This window comes from Runella sp. MFBS21 (assembly GCF_029433105.1).
Classification (GTDB): domain Bacteria; phylum Bacteroidota; class Bacteroidia; order Cytophagales; family Spirosomataceae; genus Runella.
The window spans coordinates 141,066-166,930 of sequence record NZ_JARNTW010000007.1; the positions used below are offsets into that span (position 1 = coordinate 141,066).

The 25,865-nt window shown below is 41.6% G+C and carries 18 protein-coding genes; 10 read left to right on the forward strand and 8 right to left on the reverse strand.

The genetic code is table 11. The features are described 5' to 3' along the window. Positions 1-73 precede the first annotated feature (73 nt). Positions 74-1,786 (forward strand): GMC oxidoreductase, encoded by a 1,713-nt coding sequence (locus P1X15_RS16155; RefSeq protein WP_277339166.1) that lies wholly within the window; start codon positions 74-76, stop codon positions 1,784-1,786. A gap of 77 nt (positions 1,787-1,863) precedes the next feature. Here the strand turns inward: P1X15_RS16155 and bla are convergent, their stop codons facing one another. The 5 genes from bla to P1X15_RS16180 form a co-directional block, all read right to left on the reverse strand. Further along, positions 1,864-2,655 (reverse strand): subclass B1 metallo-beta-lactamase, encoded by a 792-nt coding sequence (gene bla / locus P1X15_RS16160; RefSeq protein WP_277339167.1) that lies wholly within the window; start codon positions 2,653-2,655, stop codon positions 1,864-1,866. A gap of 53 nt (positions 2,656-2,708) precedes the next feature. After that, a complete protein-coding gene (locus P1X15_RS16165) occupies positions 2,709-3,788 on the reverse strand; it encodes a serine hydrolase (RefSeq protein ID WP_277339168.1) in 1,080 nt (359 codons plus the stop codon). 347 nt (positions 3,789-4,135) lie between these two features. Continuing rightward, the gene (locus tag P1X15_RS16170; RefSeq protein WP_277339169.1) at positions 4,136-6,007 is read right to left on the reverse strand and encodes a DUF4139 domain-containing protein; all 1,872 of its coding nucleotides are present in this window, start codon (positions 6,005-6,007) and stop codon (positions 4,136-4,138) included. 49 nt (positions 6,008-6,056) lie between these two features. Then, a complete protein-coding gene (locus tag P1X15_RS16175; RefSeq protein WP_277339170.1) occupies positions 6,057-6,422 on the reverse strand; it encodes a DUF2200 domain-containing protein in 366 nt (121 codons plus the stop codon). A 62-nt stretch (positions 6,423-6,484) separates the two neighbouring features. Next, a complete protein-coding gene (locus P1X15_RS16180; RefSeq protein WP_277339171.1) occupies positions 6,485-7,057 on the reverse strand; it encodes a dihydrofolate reductase family protein in 573 nt (190 codons plus the stop codon). 342 nt (positions 7,058-7,399) lie between these two features. Between P1X15_RS16180 and P1X15_RS16185 the strand changes: the two genes are divergently transcribed. The 9 genes from P1X15_RS16185 to P1X15_RS16225 all read left to right on the forward strand — a co-directional run bounded on the left by P1X15_RS16185 (position 7,400) and on the right by P1X15_RS16225 (position 23,047). Then, on the forward strand, positions 7,400-8,683 hold the full coding sequence (locus P1X15_RS16185; protein WP_277339172.1) for an AAA family ATPase: 1,284 nt from the start codon (positions 7,400-7,402) through the stop codon (positions 8,681-8,683). After that, entirely contained in the window at positions 8,680-9,297 is a 618-nt protein-coding gene (locus P1X15_RS16190; protein WP_277339173.1) for a hypothetical protein, read from the forward strand. Before P1X15_RS16185 ends, P1X15_RS16190 begins: the two co-directional genes overlap by 4 nt. A 24-nt stretch (positions 9,298-9,321) precedes the next feature. After that, a complete protein-coding gene (locus tag P1X15_RS16195) occupies positions 9,322-10,116 on the forward strand; it encodes a thymidylate synthase (RefSeq protein WP_277339174.1) in 795 nt (264 codons plus the stop codon). A gap of 12 nt (positions 10,117-10,128) precedes the next feature. Next, complete coding sequence (locus P1X15_RS16200; protein WP_277339175.1) at positions 10,129-12,015, forward strand: helix-turn-helix domain-containing protein; 1,887 nt, start codon at positions 10,129-10,131, stop codon at positions 12,013-12,015. Between the two features lie 260 nt (positions 12,016-12,275). After that, complete coding sequence (locus P1X15_RS16205; protein WP_277339176.1) at positions 12,276-15,248, forward strand: TonB-dependent receptor; 2,973 nt, start codon at positions 12,276-12,278, stop codon at positions 15,246-15,248. Positions 15,249-15,302: 54 nt separating this feature from the next. Next, positions 15,303-16,898 (forward strand): RagB/SusD family nutrient uptake outer membrane protein, encoded by a 1,596-nt coding sequence (locus P1X15_RS16210; protein WP_277339177.1) that lies wholly within the window; start codon positions 15,303-15,305, stop codon positions 16,896-16,898. 43 nt (positions 16,899-16,941) lie between these two features. Beyond that, entirely contained in the window at positions 16,942-18,252 is a 1,311-nt protein-coding gene (locus P1X15_RS16215) for a SusE domain-containing protein (RefSeq protein ID WP_277339178.1), read from the forward strand. A gap of 170 nt (positions 18,253-18,422) precedes the next feature. After that, a complete protein-coding gene (locus tag P1X15_RS16220) occupies positions 18,423-20,270 on the forward strand; it encodes a glycoside hydrolase family 13 protein (protein WP_277339179.1) in 1,848 nt (615 codons plus the stop codon). A gap of 2 nt (positions 20,271-20,272) precedes the next feature. Continuing rightward, positions 20,273-23,047, forward strand: coding sequence for an alpha-amylase family glycosyl hydrolase (locus tag P1X15_RS16225; protein WP_277339180.1), 2,775 nt, complete (start codon positions 20,273-20,275; stop codon positions 23,045-23,047). A 34-nt stretch (positions 23,048-23,081) separates the two neighbouring features. Here P1X15_RS16225 and P1X15_RS16230 read toward each other — a convergent pair whose 3' ends face one another. Genes P1X15_RS16230 through P1X15_RS16240 form a run of 3 tightly spaced genes read right to left on the reverse strand, consistent with a single transcriptional unit; the run spans position 23,082 to position 25,857 of the window. Further along, positions 23,082-25,079, reverse strand: coding sequence for a hypothetical protein (locus P1X15_RS16230; RefSeq protein WP_277339181.1), 1,998 nt, complete (start codon positions 25,077-25,079; stop codon positions 23,082-23,084). Beyond that, a complete protein-coding gene (locus P1X15_RS16235; RefSeq protein WP_277339182.1) occupies positions 25,076-25,405 on the reverse strand; it encodes a MerR family transcriptional regulator in 330 nt (109 codons plus the stop codon). The genes P1X15_RS16230 and P1X15_RS16235 overlap by 4 nt, the downstream gene beginning before the upstream one ends. Next, a complete protein-coding gene (locus P1X15_RS16240) occupies positions 25,402-25,857 on the reverse strand; it encodes a hypothetical protein (RefSeq protein ID WP_277339183.1) in 456 nt (151 codons plus the stop codon). Before P1X15_RS16240 ends, P1X15_RS16235 begins: the two co-directional genes overlap by 4 nt. Positions 25,858-25,865: the final 8 nt, after the last annotated feature.

Below are 25,865 nucleotides of genomic sequence, written 5' to 3' on the forward strand. Positions count from 1 at the left end.
TATTCATGTGTCACGTGTGGGAGTGTTTGAAGAGAAGCTACACAACACAAACCACAAATTCCCTTAAACCGAAATGTATTTAAATATAGATTCCCAAAAAGAAATGACCTACGATGCCATCGTGATTGGCTCGGGGGTAAGTGGTGGCTGGGCTGCCAAAGAGTTGACAGAGAAAGGATTGCGAGTGTTGATGCTCGAAAAAGGGCATAAACTCGAACATGTAAGCGGCTACGAAAACGCCATGAAAGACCCTTGGCAGACCCAATATAATGGCCGCCTGACCATGGAACAAAAAGAAACCCATCCAAAGTTGAGTCGAGATTATCCCTACAATGAGATGACCGAAAAGTACTGGATGAATGACTCTGATTCACTTTATAAAGAAGTAAAACGATTTGACTGGTATCGCCCTAATATCGTAGGTGGAAAATCAATCATGTGGGGACGTCAGTCGTATCGATTGAGTGACATCGATTTTGAAGCCAACTTGAAGGACGGCGTTGCAGTAGATTGGCCTATTCGCTACAAAGACATTGCTCCTTGGTATAGCTATGTGGAGAAAATCGCGGGGATTTCGGGCGAAAAACTAGGACTTCCTCAACTTCCCGATAGTGAGTTTTTGCCACCTATGGATATGTATTGCGTGGAGAAGGAAGTACGTAAACGCATTGAGAAGAATTTTCCTGGCCGTACAATGACGATTGGGCGGGTGGCCAATTTGTCAAAACCTACCACTGTTCAAATCAACAACGGGCGGGCTGCTTGTCAGTTTCGTAACAAATGCTCTTTGGGCTGTCCTTTCGGGGCTTATTTTAGTACGCAATCTTGTACGTTGCCTCCTGCCGTAAAAACAGGACGTCTTACTTTGCGTCCTGAGTCGGTAGTGACCAATTTGATTTATGACGAAAACAAGAAAAAAGCTACGGGGGTGCGTGTTATTGATGCCGTAACTTTGGAGGAAAAAATCTATAATGCGGGCTTGATTTTTGTATGTGGTTCGGCTTTGGGTACTACTGCTATCTTGTTGAATTCTACTTCTAATCGTTTTCCTAATGGTTTTGGTAATGATAGTGGCGAACTTGGTCACAATCTCATGGATCATCACTTCCGTGTCGGAGCAAGTGGTACTTGGGAAGGCGACGAAGATAAATACTACTTTGGTCGTCGGGCCAATGGTATTTATATTCCACGTTATCGCAATATCGGCAATGATAAGCGCGATTATCTCCGTGGATTTGGATACCAAGGTGGCGGAAGCCGTTCGGGATGGCAGCGCAATGTAGCCGAATTGAGTTTTGGGGCTGATTTCAAAGAAGAACTCACCAAACCAGGGCCTTGGTCGATGGGCTTGGGTGGATTTGGCGAAACCCTCCCATACCACGAAAACAAAATGTATCTCGACTTCAAAGAAAAAGACAAATGGGGAATGCCATTGGTGGTATTTGATGCTGAACTGAAAGAAAACGAGCGTAAAATGCGCGTTGATATGGGCAACGACGCCGCTGAGATGCTCGAAAAAGCAGGTGTAAAAAATGTGAAAATCAACGACCGTGGTTCATGGCTTGGAATGGCGATTCACGAAATGGGAACGGCACGTATGGGTCGCGATCCTAAAACTTCGGTCTTAAATGGCAACAACCAAGTGCATGCTTGCAAAAACGTATTTGTGACCGACGGCGCTTGTATGACTTCGGCCTCATGCGTAAATCCTTCGCTTACTTATATGGCTCTTACGGCTCGTGCGGCTGATTTTGCCGTAAAAGAAAAGAAAAAAGGGAATATTTAATTTTTAGAATATCCTTAACTGAGGCGTTGACAAAGCGGAAGTTTGGTCAACGCCTTTTTAATTTATTAGCAAGCTGATTAGGGATTTTTGTTGAACATCTGACTTCCAAATGCTTGTGTATTGAATAAGCCGATGGTGTAGTCAAGCAATTTCTTGTTTCCATACTTTCCATGTCCCGGGACTACAATTTGAACATTCGGATATTGCTTTTTTATTTTTTCGACGGTGCCTGACCACTCTGCCACGTTAGCATCCCCTAAATATCCTTTGCTAGCACCTATTTCTTTGATTAAACATCCTCCAAACATTACATTTTCGCTTGAGAAATAACCTATCACATTGTCTTTTGTATGACCTTCACCAAATGATTTTGCTACAATAGTTTCATTTCCTACTTTTAAAATAAGTGAATCTATAAAGCTATTTTTAGGAACTTCAAGTCCATCTTCTTTAGCAAGTTCGATGGTTCTAAAATAGGCATAAGATGGGATATTTTGGTTATGAAAAGCTTTTAGTCCACCTAAGCAATCGTCGTGAAAATGGGTCGGGATAATGGCATTTATCTTGCAATGAAGTGATTCATTGACCCATTTAATCAATTTTTCGGCGCTTTGGTCGTTGGTGGGCGTATCAAAAATAATAGCTTCATTGCTGTTTCTCACAATAAGGCCATTACAAGGAACATACCCAAAATCATTGGTTTGTTTAAAGGATGTATGTTCAAAAGTATTTTCAGAAATCTGAGTTATTATTAAATCTTCTGATTTATAAATTTTTTTGGATTTGAATCCATACTTCTTCGGAGAACTACAATTAAAAATTGTTATAGATACTATAAGTGTCAAAAAAACTTTGAAGAAAATTTTCATGTGATTGTTTTGTATGCTTGTTTAATAATAGGTTGTTATACATTTTAAAAAAATTATCCTCCATAATTTGCTTTAAGTCTTCGCATCAAAAGCCTTACACCTTGCTGAGTATTCGGACTGAATGAGTTAGTGAAAATAATATAAGCTTTATGGTTGAGTCTATCTATATGCACAAGGGTGTAGTAGGTACCTGCGGTCCCAGAATGTGTAGAAAGCTCTTTTCCGTTTTCATAAATATTATACCAGCCCATTGAATAGTTTTTAATACCCTTATGAATAAAATAATATGTTTCGGATTTAAGATAATTGTTATGACTTTTAAGTCCTTCCAAATTAAGTTGAACAAATTTGATGTAATCTTTGAGCTTAATGTTTAGGTCGCCTGCTGGCTCCGTAAAATCTAAATGATAATCAACGGTTGAAGGTATAGGAGTGAGTTTTTCATTGTCAAAGCTATGTCCCCATGTATCTTTTTGTTTTTGGTTTTCGGGCCAAGAAAATTTTACATCCAATTTTAAATCTCTATTAAATACAATTTCTACTAATTCTTCCCAACTCTTAGCCGTTGCTTTTTCTACCATTAATGTGGCCAAAGTATATCCTGCATTTGAATAAACAAATGGATGCTGTTCGTCGAGCTTTAGGGGGTCTAAGGTTAGCACAAATCGCCCAAATTGCTTCCTTTTTTCTTGCTTTGTGCCTTTGAAATCGGGAATTTGTGGATCGTTTTCTCCTTGGAAAGGCTGTATACCTGCTTTGTGAGAGAGTAAATCTTGAAGTGTGATGTTCGCGTACTCGGCTTTACTTTCTGTTTTCCATTCTGGGAATAAGTCAAAAAGTTTGGTAGTCCATGTTAAATTTCCCTTTTCCACATATTTTGCAATGATAAAAGCGGTCATGGCTTTGGTATTTGAGCCAATGTGAAATCGGTCGTTTAGGGTGGCTGTATCTGGAAGCGCAACAGAGTGTTTGCCTAAAGCGGCAATTTCCAATGTGGTTTTACTATCGATAACGGCATAGCTAATTTCGGGAATAAGGTGCGCTTTACGAATGGAGTCGGCAAATGAAAGGGTTTTTTGTCCAAGACATAGATGGGTAATAAATACAAATAGAACAGTTGTTAATTTGCTCATTTTAAATGTTTTTTTAATATGACTGTTAATAAGAGAAGGGAAAACCCCCACTTATGTCAGATAAGTGGGGGAGGTATTACCAACCAAAAATAGAGAAAATTATAATAACCATAGTTCTGCCTGAGCTAATATATAAATTGCTGAGCTGAAAACTCCTAATCCACAATGAAATCGTTTTTTTTGAAATGGCGTAATTCAAAAGCGCTTAGTATTTTTTCAAGGTCATCTCCTTCAAAACCAAGTCTCTCAAAATAGGTTTTTATTTTTAGCATAAGTAGTTATGATACTTTAGCGGTCCCGAAGAGTGAATTAAGCGGCGTTGGTTGATTTATTAGCGTTGATATAGCTTAATCAATTACAACTATTTGATTTTTAGGATACTTGACGCGGTATTTGAACGTGTGTTTTTTTTCTTCTTTGGGCGAGAGTTCGTATTTCCAAGTAAGGAGTTTAGTATCTTTTTCAAACATGGCCTCTTTATAATCCTCTTCTTCAATGCTTATCTCTTTGGTAGTAGAAATGGGAAGTTGATCTTGTACAACCACCTGGATGCTTTGTGATTTATTGTTTCTTACCGAAATCTCATAGGCTCTATTTTCGGTCTTATAACTACTCAAAAACTGTTTGCTTGAAAACTCTTTCAGTTTTTTTCGATCCACAACAATACTTTTGTCTTTTCCCAAAGAAATATTAAGTGTGTCGCTTGCCTGGTGTACATCCAAAATGGATTTTCCTAAAAATGCACCTTCAAAAAATAAATTTATTTCGCCGTCTAAAAGGTTGAGTTCTTGCCAATCCGTAATTTTTGCGGTCAAATAAGCCGCTTTTTCTAATTTAGGAACTAAAAAATATTCGTACAGAGCCGGTACCGTCTGGTTTTTAATATCAACCGTATAAACCTTTCCATCGCTCAAAATCGTATAAGGTATTTCGATATCAAAATTTAGAGTAGTAGCTTGGTATTTTTCGGTAGTTTCTAGTGGAATGGGGCTATTGCTTCGCGTTTTTGGTTTTGCACTTTTTGTACCACCGTATCCTACCACCACTACTTCTTGGAGGGCTTGCTGATCGGGAACTAATGCCATATTTATCAAATTTGAATTGATAGGAACTTCTTCATTTATATAACCAATGAACGAAAAAACTAAGTTTTGGGCCTTTTCGGGGAGCCTTAATGAATAGTTGCCATTGGCATCAGTCACGGTCCCGATGCTAGTCCCTTTTACTGTTATATTCACACCTGCAAGCGTTGTTCCGTCAGATTTATCAGTTACCTTACCTGCTACCTCTTTCCCTTTTTCACCCAAAGGTATTCCTGAGACGCGACTTTGCAATAGTTTTAGATTGTCATTTGAGGGATAACCAAAGCGCAAATACCACGGTTGTAAAGAAGGTGCGACGCCACTTTCTGTGGGATTTCCATTTGAAATAGTGAGTTTAACATCTTTCCAATCTTCGCCCGAATTTTGAAAAATATTGGCTTTTAAAGTTAAATCAATTGGGTTTGTAATATCTTTTACTCTTAAATCGTAATTGGCAAACCAACCTGCATCTTTGACAAAATAGGTTAGTTCAAAGTTAGCATTTATGTTTTCTTTGGCCGAAACCGTCACTAACACCTCGCTTGTTGCAAAGTCTTTGGGTTGGTTGAGGGCTTTTAGCTGTTGGTCAATTTTATGAATACTACTGTCTAATTTCTGGATATTGGCTTCAATTTCTATTTGTTTTAAAAATACCTCACTCAGTCGGTTTCGGTGGAAATCTACCGCCTCTTTCAGGTCAGCTGTTTTAATGCCTGTATTGTAGCTTTTAATTTCTTGGTTTTTGAGGAGCATGGTTTCCTCATTTTTGAAAACGGCCAAAGTGCTTTTTTCTATCTTCGCCTTTTTTTTAAGGGTTTCTTTTTGATTTTCTAAAACTTTGGTTTCTTCACGCCTTTTTTGCTCATTTAAATAGTTGTTTTGATGAACAACAGATAGAATAGTGAAGTTGCCTTCGCCTTTTATTTGAACACTTTGTTTGTCAATGTTGGGTGAAATCCCTGAAAAGACTAATACAATTTTGCCCGGAGAAATACTTGTTTTTGCCTTTCTTGTCACTTGCCCACCGCTTGAGAAAATGGTTACTTTTTCAATGGTTGAAGCAACGATTTGTTGTTTTGTTTGAGCTAATAAATGGTGCGTAAGGGCTGTTAACAAAAAAAATAAAATGATTTTCATTTTATATACATATTATAGAATCAATAGAAATAATACTTTTGTGTTCATATTAAATTGTGCGTAAAATTTTGTCCATTTTTCGGCCTTTTGCCAACTCATCTACCAACTTGTCTAAGTACCTCGTTTTTTGGGTTAATGGGTTTTTGATTTCTTCGATGCGATAGCCACAAATCACACCTGTTATCAAATGTGCGTTTTGGTTTAGAGTTGCCTCCTGAAAAAATTGTTCAAATGTTGCTTTCTCATCTATGAGTTTTTGTAAGGCTTTTTGATCAAAGCCTGTAAGCCATTGGATTACTTTATGGAGCTCGTCTATGGTTCGGCCTTTTTTCTCAACTTTTGTCACATAATGTGGATAGACAGAAGCAAAAGTCATTTTTGCGATTCGTTCATCATGCAGAATGGTATCGTTCATAGTTCTGTTATGGGTTGATTTTAATGAATTCGATGTAGCTACATAGCCCTTGTTGGGGGGCATTATTGGTTGTCTAGTACGTAGTTGAGTTCGGTTACTCCGGAAGTAAATTGACGGGTACTTATTAGTTTTAGTTTTATTTGGTCTTTGATGTCTACAAACAAAGGAATACCTTGTCCCAGAATAATGGGATTAACAAATAGCCAATAACCGTCGATTAAATTTTGCTGAATCAGTGAATGTGTGGCGGTGGGACTGCCAAAAAGTAAGATATCTCCACCTTCTTGTTGTTTTATGTCATTTATCCTGTCCGCAAGGTTGTCATTAATAATTGTAGTGTTAGTCAAATCAGCGTCTTTTAGGGTATTGGATAAAACAACTTTGTGGACGCTGTTATACCACCGTGAATGCTCAATGTCATGTTTGGTGGCATCAGGTTTGTCGCCCGCCGAAGGCCAGTAACTCTCCATCATCTGGTAAGTGGCTCTTCCATATAATGCAGTGTTGCCTTGGCTAATGCGTTGACCAACATAATCAAAAATTTCTTGGTCAACGACAATCCAATTCATTTCACCGTTGGGGCCTGCTACGAAACCGTCGAGCGATATGTGCATAAATGAAATAATTTTTCTCATACAAGGTTTATTTAGAGGGCTTATCTACAATATTTGACAAAGATAGGTTTCTGACGAACAAAGTTGTTATATTCTAATCACCAAAAGTCGTTTTTGTCTTTTGGGATAGTTTCAACACTACACTTAGCGTATCTTAGAGCATTAGGGGAATTTTGCAATTCATGGCAATTTCTGTAGATACACAACGGCGATTTGGGAGAGGCGGTATGTTTTTAGGCAATACTTGGTCAAGTATCGTGATTAGACCAAAATGGGGAGTGTTGGTGTAAGATTTCAGAAATGTCTCGCTAGTAATAGCGGGGCATTTTTTGTTATTTTGAAACAGAATTAACCACAAATCCAATGGAAAACTTTCGGATTGAGAGATTACAAGTCGCACAGATTGGGCCTTTTAGAGATATAGATATAAGTTTTAACCCAAAGAAGGAAGTTGATAAAGCTGAAATTCACATTCTTACAGGTGAGAATGGAACAGGGAAAAGTACCATTTTGCAGTGTTTGTCTTTTCCTAAATTTTCCAGTGGAGAAGTAATTGTCAATAAATTTTGGACGACAAAACCTTTGAGTTCTTTTACTATCCAATATTCTGTCTCCTCACCACCTATGAAGTGGTACTTAAACCAAGGACAACTTCGTAGTGACCATTGGGGGCCGATACTTAATGAATACAATAGTAAGATAGGAGCAGAATCAAATATGGTTGAGTTTGAATTTATCATTTTAGCTTATTCGGGATATCGTCAAATTAATGATTTTAAAGTGACAGGGATTCAGGAAATTAATGATAAACCTCTGTATAGAGCAAACGACTTTACAAACTCAATTAATCCGCAAAACCTTTTTCAATGGCTAGTCAATATCCAAACACGTGAACTCATAGCCAAAGGAAAAGGGGACAGTCAGAAAGCAAGGCAATACCGAAATACTATTGAAATCATTGAAAATGCCTTAGGCGAAATCATTGAATCTGAGGTGAAATTTGACTTAGAAGAAGATCCTTTAGGGGTAAAAATCAAGGTTGATGGACAATTGCTAAACTTTGCTCAGCTTGCCGACGGCTTGAAATCCATGGTGAGCTGGATGGGGGACTTATTGATGAGAATGGATAGACTGAAATGGGTGAATGATACGCCTATTTTGGAACGGAATTTTATTTTGTTATTGGACGAAATCGAAGTGCATCTGCATCCTGCATGGCAGCGAAAAATCTTGCCCGTTGTTCAAAAGTTGTTCAAAAACGCACAAATCTTTATTTCAACTCATTCTCCTTTTGTGGTGGGTTCGGTAGATGGTGCTTGGGTGCATCGGTTTGAGAAAAAAGATGGTTACAGCGTTTTGGCAGGTCCTCCAATCTTGTCAGAAGATGCGAACAGTTATGACTACATTTTGGAAGAGATATTTGGAATCAAGAAGCGTTTTGGAGTAGAGGTAGAGAAGAAATTGTCTGATTTTCAAAAGATTAAAGAGGAGTTTATTTCTATTCAAAATGAAGAAAATAGTCAAAAGTTGCGCAGCATTATAAGTGAGCTTTCTGGACAAAGTACCGAATTAGACAGTATTCTTGGCATGGAGCTACGCCAATTGAAAAGACTTACAAATCATGATTTTTCATTGACGAGTGTATGAGAAGATTTTATCGGAGCGAAGCCCCTGAAATTTTAACAGTAATAAAAGATGGTAAACCCCTTTGGCAGGTCTATGGCGAGGAATATGCTCAAAAACGTTTAGCCAAAGCCAAACCTTTGTTCAAGTTTCAATGGCCGCAAGTAAAAGGCAAAACACTAAACCAACATCTTTTACCTGATTTGAAGGCAATGACTGATGACCATTGCTCATACTGTGACGGGTTTCCCCTGAAAAGAGGAGATGATACCATTGACCATTTTCATCCAAAAACAAATCCAGCGTTTTATGAAGAAGTTTGTAAATGGGAGAATTTGTACATTGCTTGTAAGCATTGCCAAGAAGCAAAAGATGACGATTTTGAGGAAAAACTATTAAGGCCAGATGGCGCTGATTATCAATACAATCGTTATTTTGTATATGACTATATACAGCATAAAATTTTACCGAATCCCTTAGCTTCATTCCTAGAACGAGAGAGTGCAGAAAAGACCATTGAAATCCTTGATTTAAACCATATTAGCCTTTGCATAAGTAGGAGGCATTCATTCCAACGTCATGATAAAGATGACAACCCCGTATTGTCGGATTACGATTTTAGGTTTATGTTTGAATAAAAATTAGATTTTAGAAATTTTTTCATGCAACAATATCACGACTTACTTCGCCATATTTTAAACCACGGTACTCGCAAAACTGACCGTACGGGTACGGGTACTATTAGTGTTTTTGGGTATCAAATGCGCTTCAATTTACAAGACGGTTTTCCGCTGGTTACTACCAAAAAAGTGCATACCAAATCCATTATTCATGAGCTTTTGTGGTTTTTGAAGGGAGATACCAATATCAAATACCTCAAAGACAATGGCGTGAGTATTTGGGACGAATGGGCCGATGCCGACGGAAACTTGGGCCCCGTATATGGCAAACAATGGCGTAGCTGGGAAGCTCCCGACGGGCGAGTGATTGACCAATTTCAGGATGTATTGAAACAACTCAAAAACAATCCTGACTCGCGCCGAATCATTGTATCTGCTTGGAATCCAGTAGATTTGCCTAAGATGGCTTTAAGCCCTTGCCATGCTTTGTTTCAGTTTTATGTGGCAGACAACAAGCTCTCTTGTCAGCTCTATCAGCGTAGTGCTGATGTGTTTTTAGGAGTGCCGTTCAACATAGCAAGTTATGCTTTATTGACGATGATGATTGCCCAAGAGTGTGGTTTTGAGTACGGCGATTTTGTCTGGACAGGCGGTGATACGCATATTTATCTCAATCATTTGGAGCAAGTAGAATTGCAATTATCGCGTGAACCGAGAGTGTTGCCCGTGATGAAATTAAATCCAGAGATAAAAAGTGTATTTGATTTTTCATTTGAAGACTTTACGCTTGAAAACTACAACCCTTGGCCTGCCATCAAAGCACCAGTGGCTGTGTAAAAATTGATAAAAATGAGGTATATCGTTGGGTTGGTGCTGTGTTGGCTTGTACCTTTTTGGGGGAAATCCCAAATCAGGATGGAAGTAATCCAACACGCGCCTTTCAAAACGGGAAACCACCGCCTTTTTCTGGCTTCGGATTTCAACAATTGGCAGCCTGGCGACCTCAAATATGAATTTAAGCGTCAAGAAGATGGTACTTATTTCTTGAATTTACCTGATACACTTCGTCACTTTAAGTATAAAATTACGCAAGGAAGCTGGGGATTAGCAGAAGGAGATGCCCACGGAAATAGCCGACCTGACCGTACTTATGAGCAATCAGCAGAGGCCAATCCCAAACTTATCCAAATAAAACTTGACGGTTGGGAGTCACATTCTACGTATCGGTTTGTAGTGACCGAAATCCCTCCCAATACTCCCAAGGATGCCACCCTTTATATTACAGGAAACTTCAACAAATGGGATCCTGGCGACGAATACCACCGCCTTAGCCCACAAGTTGATGGCACTTATCGGGTTACGATTGTATCTGATTTAGAGCGTATTGAATATAAATTTACGCGAGGTGATTGGGACACAGTAGAAGGTCGAGAAAATGGGAAAACCCTTCCCAATAGGCTGTTATATCGCGAAGAAGTAACTAATAATGACAACATTGAAGTAAAAATCATCAGTTGGGAAGACCTTTCAGGTACTTTTCGTTCTATTTCAGTCTATGATTTGTTGTTGTTGTTTTCGGCATTTCAGAGTTTGCTATTGATTATTGCCATTACTTCTATGCAAGATTACAACCGTCCAGCCAATCGGTGGCTGGTGGTAGCGCTCGGCTTTAGTGCGTTGATTGTGTTTATTAGGGTCGTAAGTGCTTATAAAGAAGTGGCTCAAAATTATACCAAATTGCTGCTAGTGCCTGATTTTGTTTTGTTTCTCTACGCGCCTCTCTTTTACTTTTATATTCAAAAATTACTTTTCAAGACCTCCAAACTTCCCGCCAAATGGTGGGGGCATTTTGTACTGCCGGGCGTTCAGTTGATGTTATATCTTCCGTATTTTTTTATGGAAGAGAAAAGCCTTCAACTCAAGATTGTAAACCGCGAAGCTGATTTGGTATGGCTTTTTTGGGGTATGGGGAGTATCGCATGGATTGTCAACGTTTATTATTGGTTATCGTGTCGTAGGGTGATTCGCAGCTACCGGGTGCTTTATACTACCCAATCCTCTTACGAACAAAACCTCCAATACCTATCTACGGTGCTTGTGCTACAGGCTGTGTGTTTAGCATTATGGCTGTTTTCGGGGGTCATTTTTTGTATTGGTTATTTCTTGGGCATTGATACAGGGTTTATTGTGCTCAAAAGTATCGATACTATTTGGCTTGCTTTCTCTACGATTCCCTATTTCTTAGGGTATTTTGCTATTCACCAACCTGAGATTTTCAAACTCCCCAATCAACCTATTCCATTCTTAAATCCCAACGAATCGCCTTCGGTAGTGATTCAGGATGCAATGACTCCCCTGATTGAAAAAGAACCTGAGCTTCTGGAAAATCTCAACAGCTACAAAGAAAAAATTGAGGGTTTTATGAATAAACAAAAACCCTATACCAATGCTGGCCTAACCCTCAATGAACTCGCCTCTAAACTAAAGATGTCGCCGCATCTTCTCTCTAAAGTCATCAATGAAGGGTACGACAAAAATTTCTTTGATTTTATCAACGAATACCGGATCGAAGAATTTAAGCAGCGTTTTGAAGACCCTCGAAACCGGCAATATACCATGTTGGCTATTGCATTTGAGGTGGGTTTTAACTCCAAGACGGCTTTTAATCGTGCCTTCAAAAAAATGACACAACAAACTCCCCGTGAATACTTCTTCGAATCTCGCGTAGAAGATTAGATATTGCCTCTTCATTCAAGCCATTTATTTCTTCTTTTTCTGCTAAAATAGGTGCCACCTTATAAAGTGGTACACACTTATTTGTTGTAATGTACTCATTGTCAATTTGTTGTACGTATTTCTGAAAAATAGGTTCCATCTCAAAAAGTGGAACGACGATGGGGTATATCTATGGTACTTTTGCAAGAACAATTTGACTATTAGTTTATTCAAAGTCAATTTTCTGCTTCTTAACTACTAATTTTTTTTAATTCAAACCTATGATTATTCAATTCTATCAGTTGGGAAATCGGTCAAATGTACGTTTGAGACGATTAGGATACTTGATGATGGTATGGGTTTTGGCGAGTATGTCGCTAATGGCCCAAGACCGCGCAGTGTCGGGAAAAGTAACCGAGAGCAACGGAGCCATATTGCCGGGCGTGAGTGTGTTGGTAAAGGGTACTGTAAGAGGAACCCAAACCGATGGCAATGGAAATTACAAATTGGAGGTTCCGGCCAATGCCACTTTGGTTTTTAGTTTTGTGGGAATGCTTACGCAAGAGGTTCCAGTAGCCACACGCACCACTATTGACGTGGTTTTGGAAAACGACAACAAGCAACTTGCTGAGGTGGTTGTGATAGGTTATGGCTCACAACGTAAAAAAGACCTTACGGGTTCTATTGCCGCTATCAATTCTGCTGACTTCAACAAAGGCAACATCGCAACTCCTGACCAACTTGTGGCAGGTAAAGTAGCGGGGGTGCAAATCACACCCAACGGCGGGGCGCCTGGAGCAGGTAGCACTATTCGGATTAGAGGCGGAGCTTCTTTGAATGCTAGCAACGACCCTCTTATTGTGATAGACGGTGTGCCACTCGACAATGGCGAAGTGAGAGGCGCGGCCAATCCCCTGAGTTTGATTAATCCCAACGACATCGAATCATTCAACATCCTGAAAGATGCCTCAGCTACGGCCATTTATGGGTCTAGGGCTTCTAATGGGGTAATTATGATTACGACCAAAAAAGGCAGAAAAGGGGATGTAATGCGTGTCAATCTCAGCACGCAAGCATCGGTAGCCCAGCGTAATGGTCAAATCGATGTACTGAGTGCAGACGAGTTTCGGACTTTGGTAAATACCTACGGAACATCTACTCAAAAATCTCTCCTTGGCGCTGCTAATACCAATTGGCAAGACCAAATCTACCGCACCGCTATCAGTACCGACAACAACCTGAGCGTAACAGGCTCACTGAAAAGTACTCCTTATCGGGTTTCGGTAGGATATACCAATCAAAACGGTATTTTGAAAACTTCAAACATGGGGCGTACGTCAGCTTCTATTGGCTTAACACCCATGCTACTCAATAACCATTTAAAGGTTGACATCAACCTAAAAGGCTCTTCTATCAACAATACTTTTGCCAATCAAGGAGCGATTGGGGCGGCAGTAGCTTTTGACCCTACGCAGCCTGTTTTTTCAGGAAATGAAGCCTATGGCGGCTATTACGAATGGGTCAATGCTGATGGCAAACCCAACACTATCGCCACCCGAAACCCGCTAGGTCTATTGAACTTGACCAATGATAAAAGTAAGGTGCTGCGCAGTATCGGAAATATGCAGTTGGATTATAAATTCCATTTCCTACCCGAACTCCATGCCAACTTAAACCTGGGGTACGACCTTTCAAAAAGCGATGGTAACAAACTTATTCCAGCTTCGGCGGCTTCCAATTTTAGCAATGGGGGCGAAAAAACAGTCTATACTCAAGACCGTAGCAACAAACTCCTTGATTTTTATCTCAATTACGTCAAAGACATCGCCAAAGACATTCGCCTTGATTTGATGGCAGGCTATTCGTACCAAGATTTTATCAATACGACTACGAGCATTACGAAAGATGCCGCCGAAACAAAAATCATTAATGATAGTCCTTATAAAACCCAAAATACGTTGGTTTCCTTTTTTGGGCGTGCCAATCTGAATCTGCAAGACCGCTATTTACTCACGTTTACATTGCGTCGTGATGGTTCCTCACGTTTTGCCAAAGAAAACCGCTGGGGTACTTTTCCGTCGGCAGCCTTTGCTTGGAAAATCAACGAAATGGATTTCTTGAAAGGCTCTAATGTGTTGTCTGATTTGAAGTTACGTCTGGGATATGGTGTTACGGGTCAGCAAGATGTAGGTCAAAACTTCGCTTATTTGGCGCGTTATACGCCAAGTACAGCTACCGCACAACAACAACTTGGTAATACTTTCTATACCACACTGCGTGCCGAAGGCTACAACGCCAACATCAAGTGGGAGCAAACCACGACCCAAAATGTAGGCTTGGATTTTGCTTTCAAAAAAGCACGCCTTTCGGGAAGTGTCGATTATTACATCAAAAAAACCATTGATCTTCTCAATGTAGTGCCTATCGCCGCAGGCACCAACCTGACCAACGAAATCTTGTCGAATGTAGGTTCGATTGAAAACCAAGGCGTTGAGTTACTATTAAATTACAATGCCATCAATACCGAAGATTTTACGTTGGATTTGGGCTTCAATGCGACTTACAACCAAAACAAAATCACCAAACTCACCTCTGCCAATGACCCGAATTATAAAGGAGTACTCGTAGGAGGTATCGCTGGAGGGGTTGGAAGTACAATTCAGATTCATTCGGTGGGCTACCCTGCGTCTTCGTTTTTTGTCGCACAGCAAGTATACGACGAAGCTGGCAAGCCCATTGAAGGGGTGTATGTAGATCGTAACAAAGACGGCAAAATTACCATCGACGACTACTATCATTATCAGTCTCCCGCCCCAAGGGTATTCTTAGGATTCAATGCCCAAGCTACTTATAAACAGTGGAGCGGTGGTTTTGTGATGAGAGGCAATTTTGGAAACTATGTGTACAACAACGTCGTCTCGGCCAATGGTGTGTTGCAGGCTTTTCAAGGTGCCAACAACTCCCTTGCCAACGTAGTGCCTAATGTCAACGTGACTCAGTTTGCTACGCCTCAGTACTTCTCTGATTATTATATGCAAAACGGCTCATTCCTGCGTATGGACAATCTTTTTGCGGGCTATAATTTGGGTAATGTTTTTGGTGGAAAAACCACCGCTCGCATTGCGGCTACGGTTCAAAACTTATTTGTCATTACGAAATACACTGGCTTAAACCCCGAAGTAAGCGGCGGTATCGACAACAATATTTATCCCATTCCGCGTACTTACACCCTTGGTCTCAACATCGGTTTCTAAGCACAAAAACGAATGGATTTGAGTTTGATAAAACTGTTTCTCAAAAACAATACAATGAAGAATTTCATCAATAAAAATATAGCTTTAGGAGGAATTGCCTTATCGTTGGCGGTATCCTCTTGTATCAAAGACCTGGATCGTCAGCCTTTCAATGAAGTCACTTCCGCTACGGTCTATAACGACCCCGCCGCTTACAAACAAGTAGGCGCAAAACTATACGCTGGCTTGATGCTTACAGGGCAGCAAGGCCCTGCTGGCGACGACCGCACCAAAGATATCAAAGGCCAAGATGAAGGCTTTTCGAGCTATTTACGAAACTATTGGTATCTGCAAGTACTCACTACCGATGAGGCCGTCATCGCTTGGAACGATGCTGGTTTGCCAGAATTGCACCAAATGAAATGGTCTTCCAACAATGCTTTCGTGAGAGGTTTCTACAATCGAGTATTTTATCAAATCGCTTCTTGTAATGAATTTATTCGCGAAACAAGCGATGCTAAACTTTCGGAAAGAGGAGTGACAGGGGCGGTGTTGGCCGATGCCAAAGCCTTACGCGCCGAAGCTCGATTCTTGCGGGTATTGAGCTACTGGCACGCGCTTGACTTATTTGGTGGAAATGTACCTTTTGTGACCGAAAGCGACCTAGTAGGCTCTGCCCCTCCTAAACAAACCAATGCCAAAGATTTGTTTGCTTACATTGAGTCGGAGTTAAAAGCCATTGATGGTGAGTTGGTTGATGCGCGCAAAAACGAATACGCTCGCGCAGACAAAGCCGCCGCTTGGATGCTTTTGGCAAAACTATACCTTAATGCGGAAGCGCAGGGTCAAGGCAATCGCTACGCTGATGCCGCCACTTACGCCAAAAAGGTAATTGATGCGGGCTATAATTTACAAGCCAAATACGAGGATTTGTTCAAAGCCGACAACCACAATTCGCCAGAAGTGATTTGGGCACTGGCCGCTGATGGCAATCGCAGCCAAACTTGGGGTGGGATGACTTTTCTTTGCCATGCGCCAGTGGGTGGTTCGATGCCTGCTTCTAGCTACGGTCTTGACGGAGGCTGGGGCGGTGTACGCGTAACGCCTTCTTTTGTCAAACTGTTTGCTGACCCTACGGGCAAGACCGACAAAAGAGCGATGTTTTATACGGACGGCCAAAAGTTAGAAATCAACGAAATACCGACTTTTACCGACGGCTATGCCATGCCTAAATACAAAAACATCACCTCTACGGGAGCCGTTGGGAGCAATCTCACGCATCCTGATACCGATTTTCCGATGTTTAGATTGGCCGATGCGTACTTGATGTATGCCGAAGCTGCTGCACGCGGTGCAGGAGATAAGGCCTTAGCGGTGGAGTATGTCAATAAACTCCGCGTGAGAGCCTATGGCAATGCTACTGGCAACATCACTTCCAGTGAGCTTACGCCAGATTTTGTACTGGCCGAGCGTGCTCGCGAACTGTCGTGGGAAGGAAGCCGCCGTACCGATTTGATTCGCTTTGCCAAATACACAGGTTCATCGTACTTATGGTCGTGGAAAGGTGGCGTAAAAGACGGCGCTTCGGTGCAAGATTACCTCAAAATCTTTCCGCTTCCTTCAACCGACCTTACCGCCAATCCTAATCTGATTCAGAATACAGGCTACTAATAGGCTAGAAATGAGTTGTTTCTCTAATTAATTGAGCACAAAAATGAAAAATTGGTTCCATAAATTCATATATGCAGCGACTGTAGTCACAGTATTGTGGTCGTGCGAAAAAGACGAAATTAAGGCTGTCATGAAAACGGGCACAGTGCCTATGCCTACCTTATCGTCGCAAACGGTGGTGTTGATCAAAGAAAATGCCGATAAAGACGCCTTGACTGTCTCTTGGCCTCAGCCCGACTATGGGTTTGATGCGCCCGCTGCTTACACGGTTTTGATTGATAAAAAAGGTGGAGATTTCTCCAATGCAACGGCTATCACTACAGGTACCGAATTGAAGAAAGTATTCAAAACGTCGGAGTTGAATCCAATTTTATTGAAAATGGGTTTAAAACCGGCTACGGTAGGCGACATTGACATCAAAGTGCAGTCTTTTTTGGGTGGAAGTACCACACTCAATTCGGCTGTAATGTCAGTAAAAGTGACTCCTTATCTCGACAAGCTTGATTTGAGTACCAACTGGGGTGTAGTAGGAAGTGCTACGCCCAATGGCTGGAATGGCCTAGATGTACCTTTTTACAAAACTGATAAAGCAAATGTGTTTGTAGCTTATGTAGGACTGCTAGAAGGCGAAATCAAATTCCGCCAAGACAATAAATGGGACGTAAACTATGGCGATACGGGAGCCAACGGAACCCTTGAAGCAGGAGGCGACAACATCAAAGTAAAAGCCGGAACTTACAAAATTACGTTTGATGCAGCGGCCTTTACATATAGCATCGACAAACTCTCATGGGGCCTTGTAGGAAGTGCTACTCCCAATGGCTGGAATGCTCCTGATGTGGCATTGAACTACGACCCTTCCTCTGACCAGTGGCGCGCTATTGCTACCCTCAAAGACGGTGAAATCAAAATCCGCCAAAATGAAGCTTGGGATCTCAATTATGGCGACAAAGGCGCTGATGGTACGCTCGAAGCTGGGGGTGACAACATCGCCGTGAAAGCCGGAATCTATCTCATAACCGTCGATTTTAAATCCTTAAAATATACCATCGAGCCTTATAAAGTATGGGGACTTGTAGGAAGTGGCGCACCCAATGGTTGGGATGGTCCTGATGCTTTTTTTATGCCCGATTTTGGATCAGAAGGAATTTGGAAACTCAACAACATCACGCTCAAAGATGGAGAAATCAAATTTCGTCAAAACAATGATTGGGGCGTAAATATGGGTGACGACAAAGCCGACGGGGTACTCGAAGCTGGTGGAGCTAATATTGTAGTCAAAGCAGGTACTTATGATATTGTACTCGACTTCTCGGTGGCAAGCAAGCCCATTTATAAGCTCACCAAAAAGTAATGTTTTTTCAAAAAGTAGATGAATCCACTTAGTGTTGCATTTCACTTCTAACTTATTAAAAACTGATAGAATCTCGTGACTCAGATAAGCACCGATGAAGTTTTGTCGGTGCTTTTTTTATATCACTCACATAAAATCAGAAGCTTATACCTTGAAAAACGGCTTATCCTATGCTTTCTAAACTTACTTCTTTTTTTGTCATTTTTTCATGGATTTCATTCATAGGGCTTGCAAATCCCTCACGTGTTGAACCCTCTTTTTGGTGGGTAGGAATGAAGGATACCAAACTCCAATTGTTGGTATATGAAAAAAACATTGGTGAGACCCAACCCCAATTAAATTTTGCAGGCGTAAAACTCCAAAAAGTAATCCGGGTCAAAAGCCCTAATTACCTTTTTATTGATTTGATAATCAGTCCGCAAGCTAAAGCGGGGAAATTTCCTATAAAGTTTAATAAAAACGGAAAAACGGTTTTTTCTTACGATTATGAACTCAAAAACCGAGCGCCTAATTCCGCGCTTCGTCAGGGTTTTACATCAGCCGATGCCATGTATCTCATTGCTCCCGACCGCTTTGCCAATGCCAACCCTGCCAACGACAATGTATCAGGTATGCTTGACCCAGTAGACAGAAACGGAAAAGATAGGCGACATGGCGGTGATATTCAGGGTATTACTGAACACCTAGACTATATTCGAGATTTAGGGTTTTCGTCTTTATGGATTTGCCCTCTTCAAGAAAACAATCAAAAAATGGGCTCGTATCACGGCTATGCTATGACGGATTTGTACAAAATTGACCCTCGTTTTGGCTCCAACGAAGACTATCGAAACTTATCTAAAGAAGCCCAAAAACGAGGGATTAAATTGGTGATTGATTTGGTGCCTAATCATTGCGGCTCCGAACACTGGTGGATGAGTGACCTCCCTACCGACGATTGGCTCAATTTCCAACAAAATATTCAAATCACGCACCACGCCCGCGAGAGTGTTCAAGACCCTCATGCCAGCGAATACGATAAAGAACTGCACGCAAGTGGGTGGTTTGTACCAACTATGCCCGACCTCAATCAACGTAACCCTTTGATGGCAAATTACTTGATTCAAAATTCGATTTGGTGGATTGAATACGCTGATTTGCATGGTATTAGAGTGGATACGTACCCTTATTCTGATAAAGATTTCATGGCAAGATGGTCGCAAAGAGTGATGAGCGAGTACCCCAATTTCAACATGGTGGGTGAAGAATGGTCGGCCAATCCTGCGATTGTGGCGTTTTGGCAACGCGGCAAAAAAAATGCCAATGGCTACGTTTCATCCATGCCAAGTATGTTTGATTTTCCGCTGCAAATGGCCTTGATTGAAGCCCTCAACGACGACGATAAAATCTATAACACAGGTTTGACGAAATTATATCAAACTCTTTCTCAAGATTTTGTGTATCCTAATCCTGCCGAACTCGTCGTTATGGCTGACAATCACGACATTACCCGTTTTTATTCCCAAATTCACGAAAATTTTGATTTATGGAAAATGGGTATGGCTTTCATTTGTACCTCCAGAGGATTGCCCCAAATTTACTACGGAACCGAAGTCCTCATGACTAGCCCTCTGGCCAAAAGCGATGATTTGATTCGGAAAGAAATGCCCGGCGGCTGGTCCGACCACACGGCAAGTGCTTTTACCGAAAAAGGTCTAACTCCTCAGCAAGTAGAAGCCAAACATTTTTTGACAAAACTTCTTCAATGGAGAAAAACCACCTCTGCTGTTCAGACAGGCCAACTGAAACATTTCGCGGCACGTGATGGGCTTTATGTATATTTTCGTTACAATGACAAACAAAAAGTGATGGTAGTGATGAATAAAAACAAAGAACCCTTGAAGCTCGATTTGAATAAATACGCCGAAATGCTTAAAAGTGCCAACTCCGCCAAAAATGTGTTTACGGGCGAAACGACATCGCTTGCAGATGGACTGACCGTAGCGGCAACCACAGCGATGATTTTAGAAATAAAATAACCATGAAAAAAATCTTTAGTTTTTGGTTACTTGCACAGCAAGTAGCTTGGTCACAAGCATTGGTAGTGAAGCCCGATTTCCCAACAGCCGATGGGGAAATCACCCTCACTTTTGACCTAAGCCAAGCAAAAGACAGTCGCAAAGCAGGCTTGCTCAACCAAGCAAGCGGGTTGTATATTTGGGCGTGGGGAGGAAGTAATCCTGACAATAAAACGGCTGAGTTTAGCCCCTCAGGCCAAAGCAACTTTGGGCAAGCCTTTGCTCCAGGCCTATTGACGCGCGTGGGAGACAATCGCTGGAGTATCAAACTCACTCCTTCCAAATATTTAAGTATTTCGGCCGGAAAAACGTTACGTTGGATGGGAGTTTTAGTCAAAAATGCTAGCGGCTCTGCCCAAACCGAAGATTTTTTATTTGACTTATATTCTGCCAATCAGTTGTTTGTACGTTTCAAAACTCCAACGCAAAAAAACTTCTTTGTAGATGCCAATACGCCATTGCCCATTCAGGTGAGTACTTCTTCCAAAGCTCAATTGACCCTAACTTTGGATGGAAAAGTGGTAGCTTCGGCCAATGATACGACCTTATCCACCACGATTTCGACGGGAAATAGCACGAGTCAAAAGCATATTGTGAGGGTAACCGCCACGGCCAATAACCAAGAAGTGACTGACGAATTTAGTTTTACCGTCAACCCTGCACCCTTGGTAGTACCGCTGCCGTCGGGCTTGCGGACAGGTATCAATTATACTTCGGCCTCGTCAGCTACGTTGGTGTTTTTTGCCCCAGAAAAAAAGTTTATATACGTATTAGGTGATTTCAATGATTGGCAAAGTAAGCCTGAATTTTTGATGAATCGGACTTCCGATGGTCAGACTTATTGGCTCGAAATCAAAAACTTAGCATCCCAAAAAGAATATGCTTTTCAATATTTAGTAGATGGCACAGTAGGTGTGGCTGAGCCTTATGCCGAAAAGATTTTGGATCGAAACAATGACAAATTCATCCCTCAAAGCACTTATCCTAATCTGATGCCTTTCCCTACCAAAGCGCAAGGAAATACGGTGTCGGTGTTGCAAACCAATCAAACGCCTTATGATTGGAAAGTGAAGGATTTCAAACGTCCTGCTTCTGAAGATTTGGTCATTTATGAACTGCTAGTGCGTGATTTTGTGGGAAGTCGTTGGTATAAAACCGTAGCCGATACGCTTCCGTATCTAAAAAAAATGGGTATCAACGCCATTGAGCTAATGCCCATTATGGAGTTTACAGGTAATGAATCTTGGGGTTATAATCCTACGTTTCACCTTGCCCCTGATAAAGCCTACGGTACTTCGCACGACTTAAAAGCATTGATTGACAAGTGTCACGAAAACGGGATGGCGGTGATTTTGGATATGGTACTCAATCAGGCCGATTATGAGTTTCCATACGTGAAAATGTATTGGGACGGCTCGCAGCCATCGGCCAATAGCCCCATGTTTAATCAGCAAGCAACGCACCCCTTTAGCGTATTTTTTGATTTTAATCACGAAGCTCCCGCCACCAAAGCCTATGTAGAACGCGTCAATGAGTTTTGGTTGAAAGAATACCATTTTGATGGTTATCGTTTTGACCTTTCCAAAGGTTTTACCCAAACCAATTCTGGAACGGATGTGGCGCGGTGGGGGCGTTATGACGCAAGCCGAATTGCGATTTGGAAGCGCATTTATGACCAAATCCGGAAAACTGACCCTACCGCTTACGTGATTTTGGAGCACTTTGCCGACGACCAAGAAGAAGCCGAACTTACGAATTATGGTATGATGGTCTGGGACAATCAAAATGGTGCTTTTCGAGAAACAATCAAAACAGGAAAGGGGAATTTCAACAGGATTTCTTGGCGAAATCACGCTGGGTTCCAACGCCCTGCCGTGATTGGTTTTATGGAAAGTCACGACGAAGAGCGAGTCATGTATGATGCTATCATGAACGGTAGCCCTGAAGTCAAAAATGTAGCCACGGCACTTGAACGTATCAAGGCTGCCGCAGCTTTGCTTTTTTTGACCCCCGGCCCTAAGCTGCTATGGCAATTTGGTGAATTGGGCTATGATGTATCTATTGATGAAAACGGTCGAACTGGCAATAAACCCATTCGGTGGGAATATTTTAGGGATGCCAATCGACTCAAATTGTACAAGGTTTTTTCGGAGCTGATTCGTTTCAAAACTACCCAAGCAAGCACCAAAACCAATGATTTCTCGCTCGAAACTTCCGAAACCCTCAAACGCCTCACACTTGTACATCCTAGTATGGAAGTACGGGTGATTGCCAATTTTGGTTTGTCAATGCAAACTACAACACTGCCTGTAGGACGGTGGTACGACTATTTTACGGGTGCAGAAATAGACGTCACTTCTTCCAACTTCCCCTTTAATTTTCAGGCGGGGCAATTTCATATTTTGACTTCGGTGAAGCTTCCTACTCCCGAGGCAAACCTAGTACCGTGGCGGCTGGAGACCGTAACTTCTATCTTACCCCAAGTAATTGAAGAGATAGCTTTATTTCCCAATCCCACCCAAGAATGGCTACATTTGGAATGGGAAAGCAAATACGAGGGTGAAGTAAAAATTGAAATTGTGGAAATAAGTGGAGGGCGGATTCAACATTTTTTACCCCAAAAAACAACTCACTCTATTCGACAACAGATTTCTGTAAAAGGACTACCGACTGGTACCTACCTCCTCCGAATTGTGGAAGGAGATTCTTTGCAAGTAAAACGTTTTGTTAAACAATAACACCCTTGGCGGCGTTGAAAAACGCTGCCAAGGCTTAATCTAATGCTTCTATATAAAGGGCATTACCTTCAGCGGTACGTTGTATCTTTTTACCATTGATTATAGTCGTAAAGGTTACTTTTTCAAAAGCTTCTGCAAAATTGTCTTGAAACAGCAGAAGGCTTTTGCCTGTTTTTGGGTTTTTCCACACTTGGAGCCAAGGCTGGTTGTACTTAAACGCCCGTGCAAATTCGCCAGTATCGTTGTTCCAAATGGCTTGGGTGCTTTTCTGGTTACTACGTTGGTATTCAAATCCATAGCTTTCTCTTAGCTGAGTGCCATCCAAAATTCCTTGATACTTGGCAAATAACTCGTGGGCTTGTACCATAACAGCTACGCCAAGGGCATCTTTTCCGATATAATCTTCGTTGAGACTAGGACAAGGGGGTTGGTCGGGGCCTTGGTATTCATACACAAAATACCCGCCCGTATTTTGGGAAATACACGAGAGAGTCCCGTTGATTTTGGCGTACCGCAGGGCTTGGTAAGGATGGTAGGATTGTCCAAAAATCCAATAATTACTATAAAAAACGCGCGGGTTGCAGAGATGAACAAACACCGCATCTCTTACGAGATTCATGGGGTACATCACCCGATTATCAATTTGTCGAATAAAACCTTTGGTACCATTCCCTACCGAAAAACGGCGTGTGAGGCTACGGCGAGCGTCGGCGGGTTTGTCTTCATAAGGCCAAAAGAAATTCATAAGCTTAAGATTGGGCGGAGCTGTCAATGCCTTGAGATTCAATATATCTAAAGTTCGTAAATACCAGTTGATAGGTGCTTTCCATACTTGGGCGGGCTGGTCGGTGGCATCGGCTGTATTGATAGTAGAGGAAGTATAGCCAAAACCCGTCATCAATATCACGGGCGAAGGCAGTTGAATATTTTGGATTGCTTTCGGGTTTTGGTGTACTGCAAGATAATCGTCAATGTTTTTTTTGTCAGCACTCCAGTTGTCGTTGGCGTAGCCATCCAATTTGAAATGTTTGCCTTGAAAATCAAAAGTTAATGGCTCTCCAATCCATGAATAAAACAATTTTCCGTGTTTTTTATAAATACGTTCAGAAAGTCGGTACATGGTTTTTCGGAAATTGGGATCAGACATATCCCAAAGCCATTTTTCAGAAGCATTCCCAGGTTCAAAATCAACCGATACGATGTCGGAGGGGCTATTGTGAGCCAGCCAATCAGCTGCTTTGTCGAGTTGTGCGTCATCAAATTGAGTTACACCTCGTCTACCAGTGGGTTTTACGTGCTGCACCATCGAAGATACTTCGTTGGTATAGTAAAGCTTAAAACGATTGTGGCCCATGTTCCAACTTACTTTTTGGAGATTGGCAACAGGCTCGTCGAGGGGCAGGGATTCTGAGCCATATCTTTTGGAAGGAGGAAGTTTAAAGGCGGGCGTTTGTTTAAAAATCTTAATATCGCCTACCGCTTTATTGTTGGGCCACAGAGGTTGGGTGTAGGCAAGTGGAGATGAGGTTTTTGAGAGAGAATCGCGTACCCAAAAAATGACTTCATAGGAGGCGGCAAATTTGGCTTGTCCGGCGGCTACATTTAAGGCCGAAGTGAGCCAACTTTCTGAGTTGACATTGCTTACTTCAGTTACGTATTTGACCAAATGAATCCAACGATTGGGTAAGATAGGCCGTTGGCTAAGCTGACGAGCATCCACTCGATTGACGCTCCCATTAAGCGCATAATAAGTCTGACGGCCTTGCTCGCGTGGAGATGCATCTACGAGGTAGAGTTGATTGTCAGTACGGCGTTCGAGGCGTAGATTGATTTGTTGGTCTTCGTAGCGGTTGGGATCGGGCTCAAATTCAAAATGAACGATAGCTGCCTGAGTTTTAGGAAGGGCTTTGAGGGCGGGAGGTGGTGTTTCGGCTACCCATGTTGCTTGAGGCTCTTTGTGGGTGTGCCACCAAAAAAAAATGCTTAAAACAATTCCCGCACTGACGGCTATCTTCATGATGTTTTTTTTCACTTATAAAGTTCTTTTATGTCTTCCAGATAACGTTTGACGGTTTCGAGCTGTTGTATTACACGATTGATATTGTTGCGTTGGCTTTTACCAGATTCGATGATTTTGCGAGCCACCGATAGCTTTTGTTTCTTATCCTCCACAAGATACACAATCTCGTCAAGTAGCTCAATATCAGCAGGTGTATAAATTCTGTCCCCGCTTCGTTTTTCGGGCTGAAGCATCGGAAATACAGTTTCCCAGTAGCGTAATTTAGAGGCTTCAAAACCATAACGAGCGGCCACTTCGTTGATGTTGTAGTAGAGTTTATGAGGATCAAGTGGTTTCATAATTGGATTAGAGTATGAACATGCTTTTTGAGAACCGAATCTTGTAACATTTGATTTTTGATGTGGTTAAAAGTATCGGCATCAAGGCGAGGGGGGCGACAAATGACATCAACGCCTTCGGGAGTGAAAAGAGTTTTGGAAAACCAGATTACGGCCCATTGCCCGTCTTTATCCAGTAATTTGACTTGCCATTTGCTTTTCAACACTCGCAGCATCCCTTGACCACGCCATACAAAGGTGCTTGGGACTTGATTGTCTTGATAATCAATGCCTCTAATGCTTTTTTCTTTTCCTTTTTTTAAGAATTTTACTTCATCGAGGAGTTGGTTCTCTTTTCCTTTAATGATAGAATAATTAAAAGTAGGATTGGTTTTGTTGCCTTTGAGCCACATCGGAAAATTGGTAAAGCAAATAAACCAAGTTCCGACCAAAGTAGGAATGATTGAATTCATAAAAAAAT

Coding starts and splice junctions, on each gene's coding strand:
- P1X15_RS16170 (WP_277339169.1), bottom strand. CDS start 6,007: ATGAAAATCATTTTATTTTTTTTGTTAACAGCCCTTACGCACCATTTA.
- P1X15_RS16190 (WP_277339173.1), top strand. CDS start 8,680: ATGAGAAGATTTTATCGGAGCGAAGCCCCTGAAATTTTAACAGTAATA.
- P1X15_RS16220 (WP_277339179.1), top strand. CDS start 18,423: ATGCTTTCTAAACTTACTTCTTTTTTTGTCATTTTTTCATGGATTTCA.
- P1X15_RS16165 (WP_277339168.1), bottom strand. CDS start 3,788: ATGAGCAAATTAACAACTGTTCTATTTGTATTTATTACCCATCTATGT.
- P1X15_RS16155 (WP_277339166.1), top strand. CDS start 74: ATGTATTTAAATATAGATTCCCAAAAAGAAATGACCTACGATGCCATC.
- P1X15_RS16225 (WP_277339180.1), top strand. CDS start 20,273: ATGAAAAAAATCTTTAGTTTTTGGTTACTTGCACAGCAAGTAGCTTGG.
- P1X15_RS16200 (WP_277339175.1), top strand. CDS start 10,129: ATGAGGTATATCGTTGGGTTGGTGCTGTGTTGGCTTGTACCTTTTTGG.
- bla (WP_277339167.1), bottom strand. CDS start 2,655: ATGAAAATTTTCTTCAAAGTTTTTTTGACACTTATAGTATCTATAACA.
- P1X15_RS16180 (WP_277339171.1), bottom strand. CDS start 7,057: ATGAGAAAAATTATTTCATTTATGCACATATCGCTCGACGGTTTCGTA.
- P1X15_RS16175 (WP_277339170.1), bottom strand. CDS start 6,422: ATGAACGATACCATTCTGCATGATGAACGAATCGCAAAAATGACTTTT.
- P1X15_RS16240 (WP_277339183.1), bottom strand. CDS start 25,857: ATGAATTCAATCATTCCTACTTTGGTCGGAACTTGGTTTATTTGCTTT.
- P1X15_RS16185 (WP_277339172.1), top strand. CDS start 7,400: ATGGAAAACTTTCGGATTGAGAGATTACAAGTCGCACAGATTGGGCCT.
- P1X15_RS16210 (WP_277339177.1), top strand. CDS start 15,303: ATGAAGAATTTCATCAATAAAAATATAGCTTTAGGAGGAATTGCCTTA.
- P1X15_RS16205 (WP_277339176.1), top strand. CDS start 12,276: ATGATTATTCAATTCTATCAGTTGGGAAATCGGTCAAATGTACGTTTG.
- P1X15_RS16215 (WP_277339178.1), top strand. CDS start 16,942: ATGAAAAATTGGTTCCATAAATTCATATATGCAGCGACTGTAGTCACA.
- P1X15_RS16235 (WP_277339182.1), bottom strand. CDS start 25,405: ATGAAACCACTTGATCCTCATAAACTCTACTACAACATCAACGAAGTG.
- P1X15_RS16195 (WP_277339174.1), top strand. CDS start 9,322: ATGCAACAATATCACGACTTACTTCGCCATATTTTAAACCACGGTACT.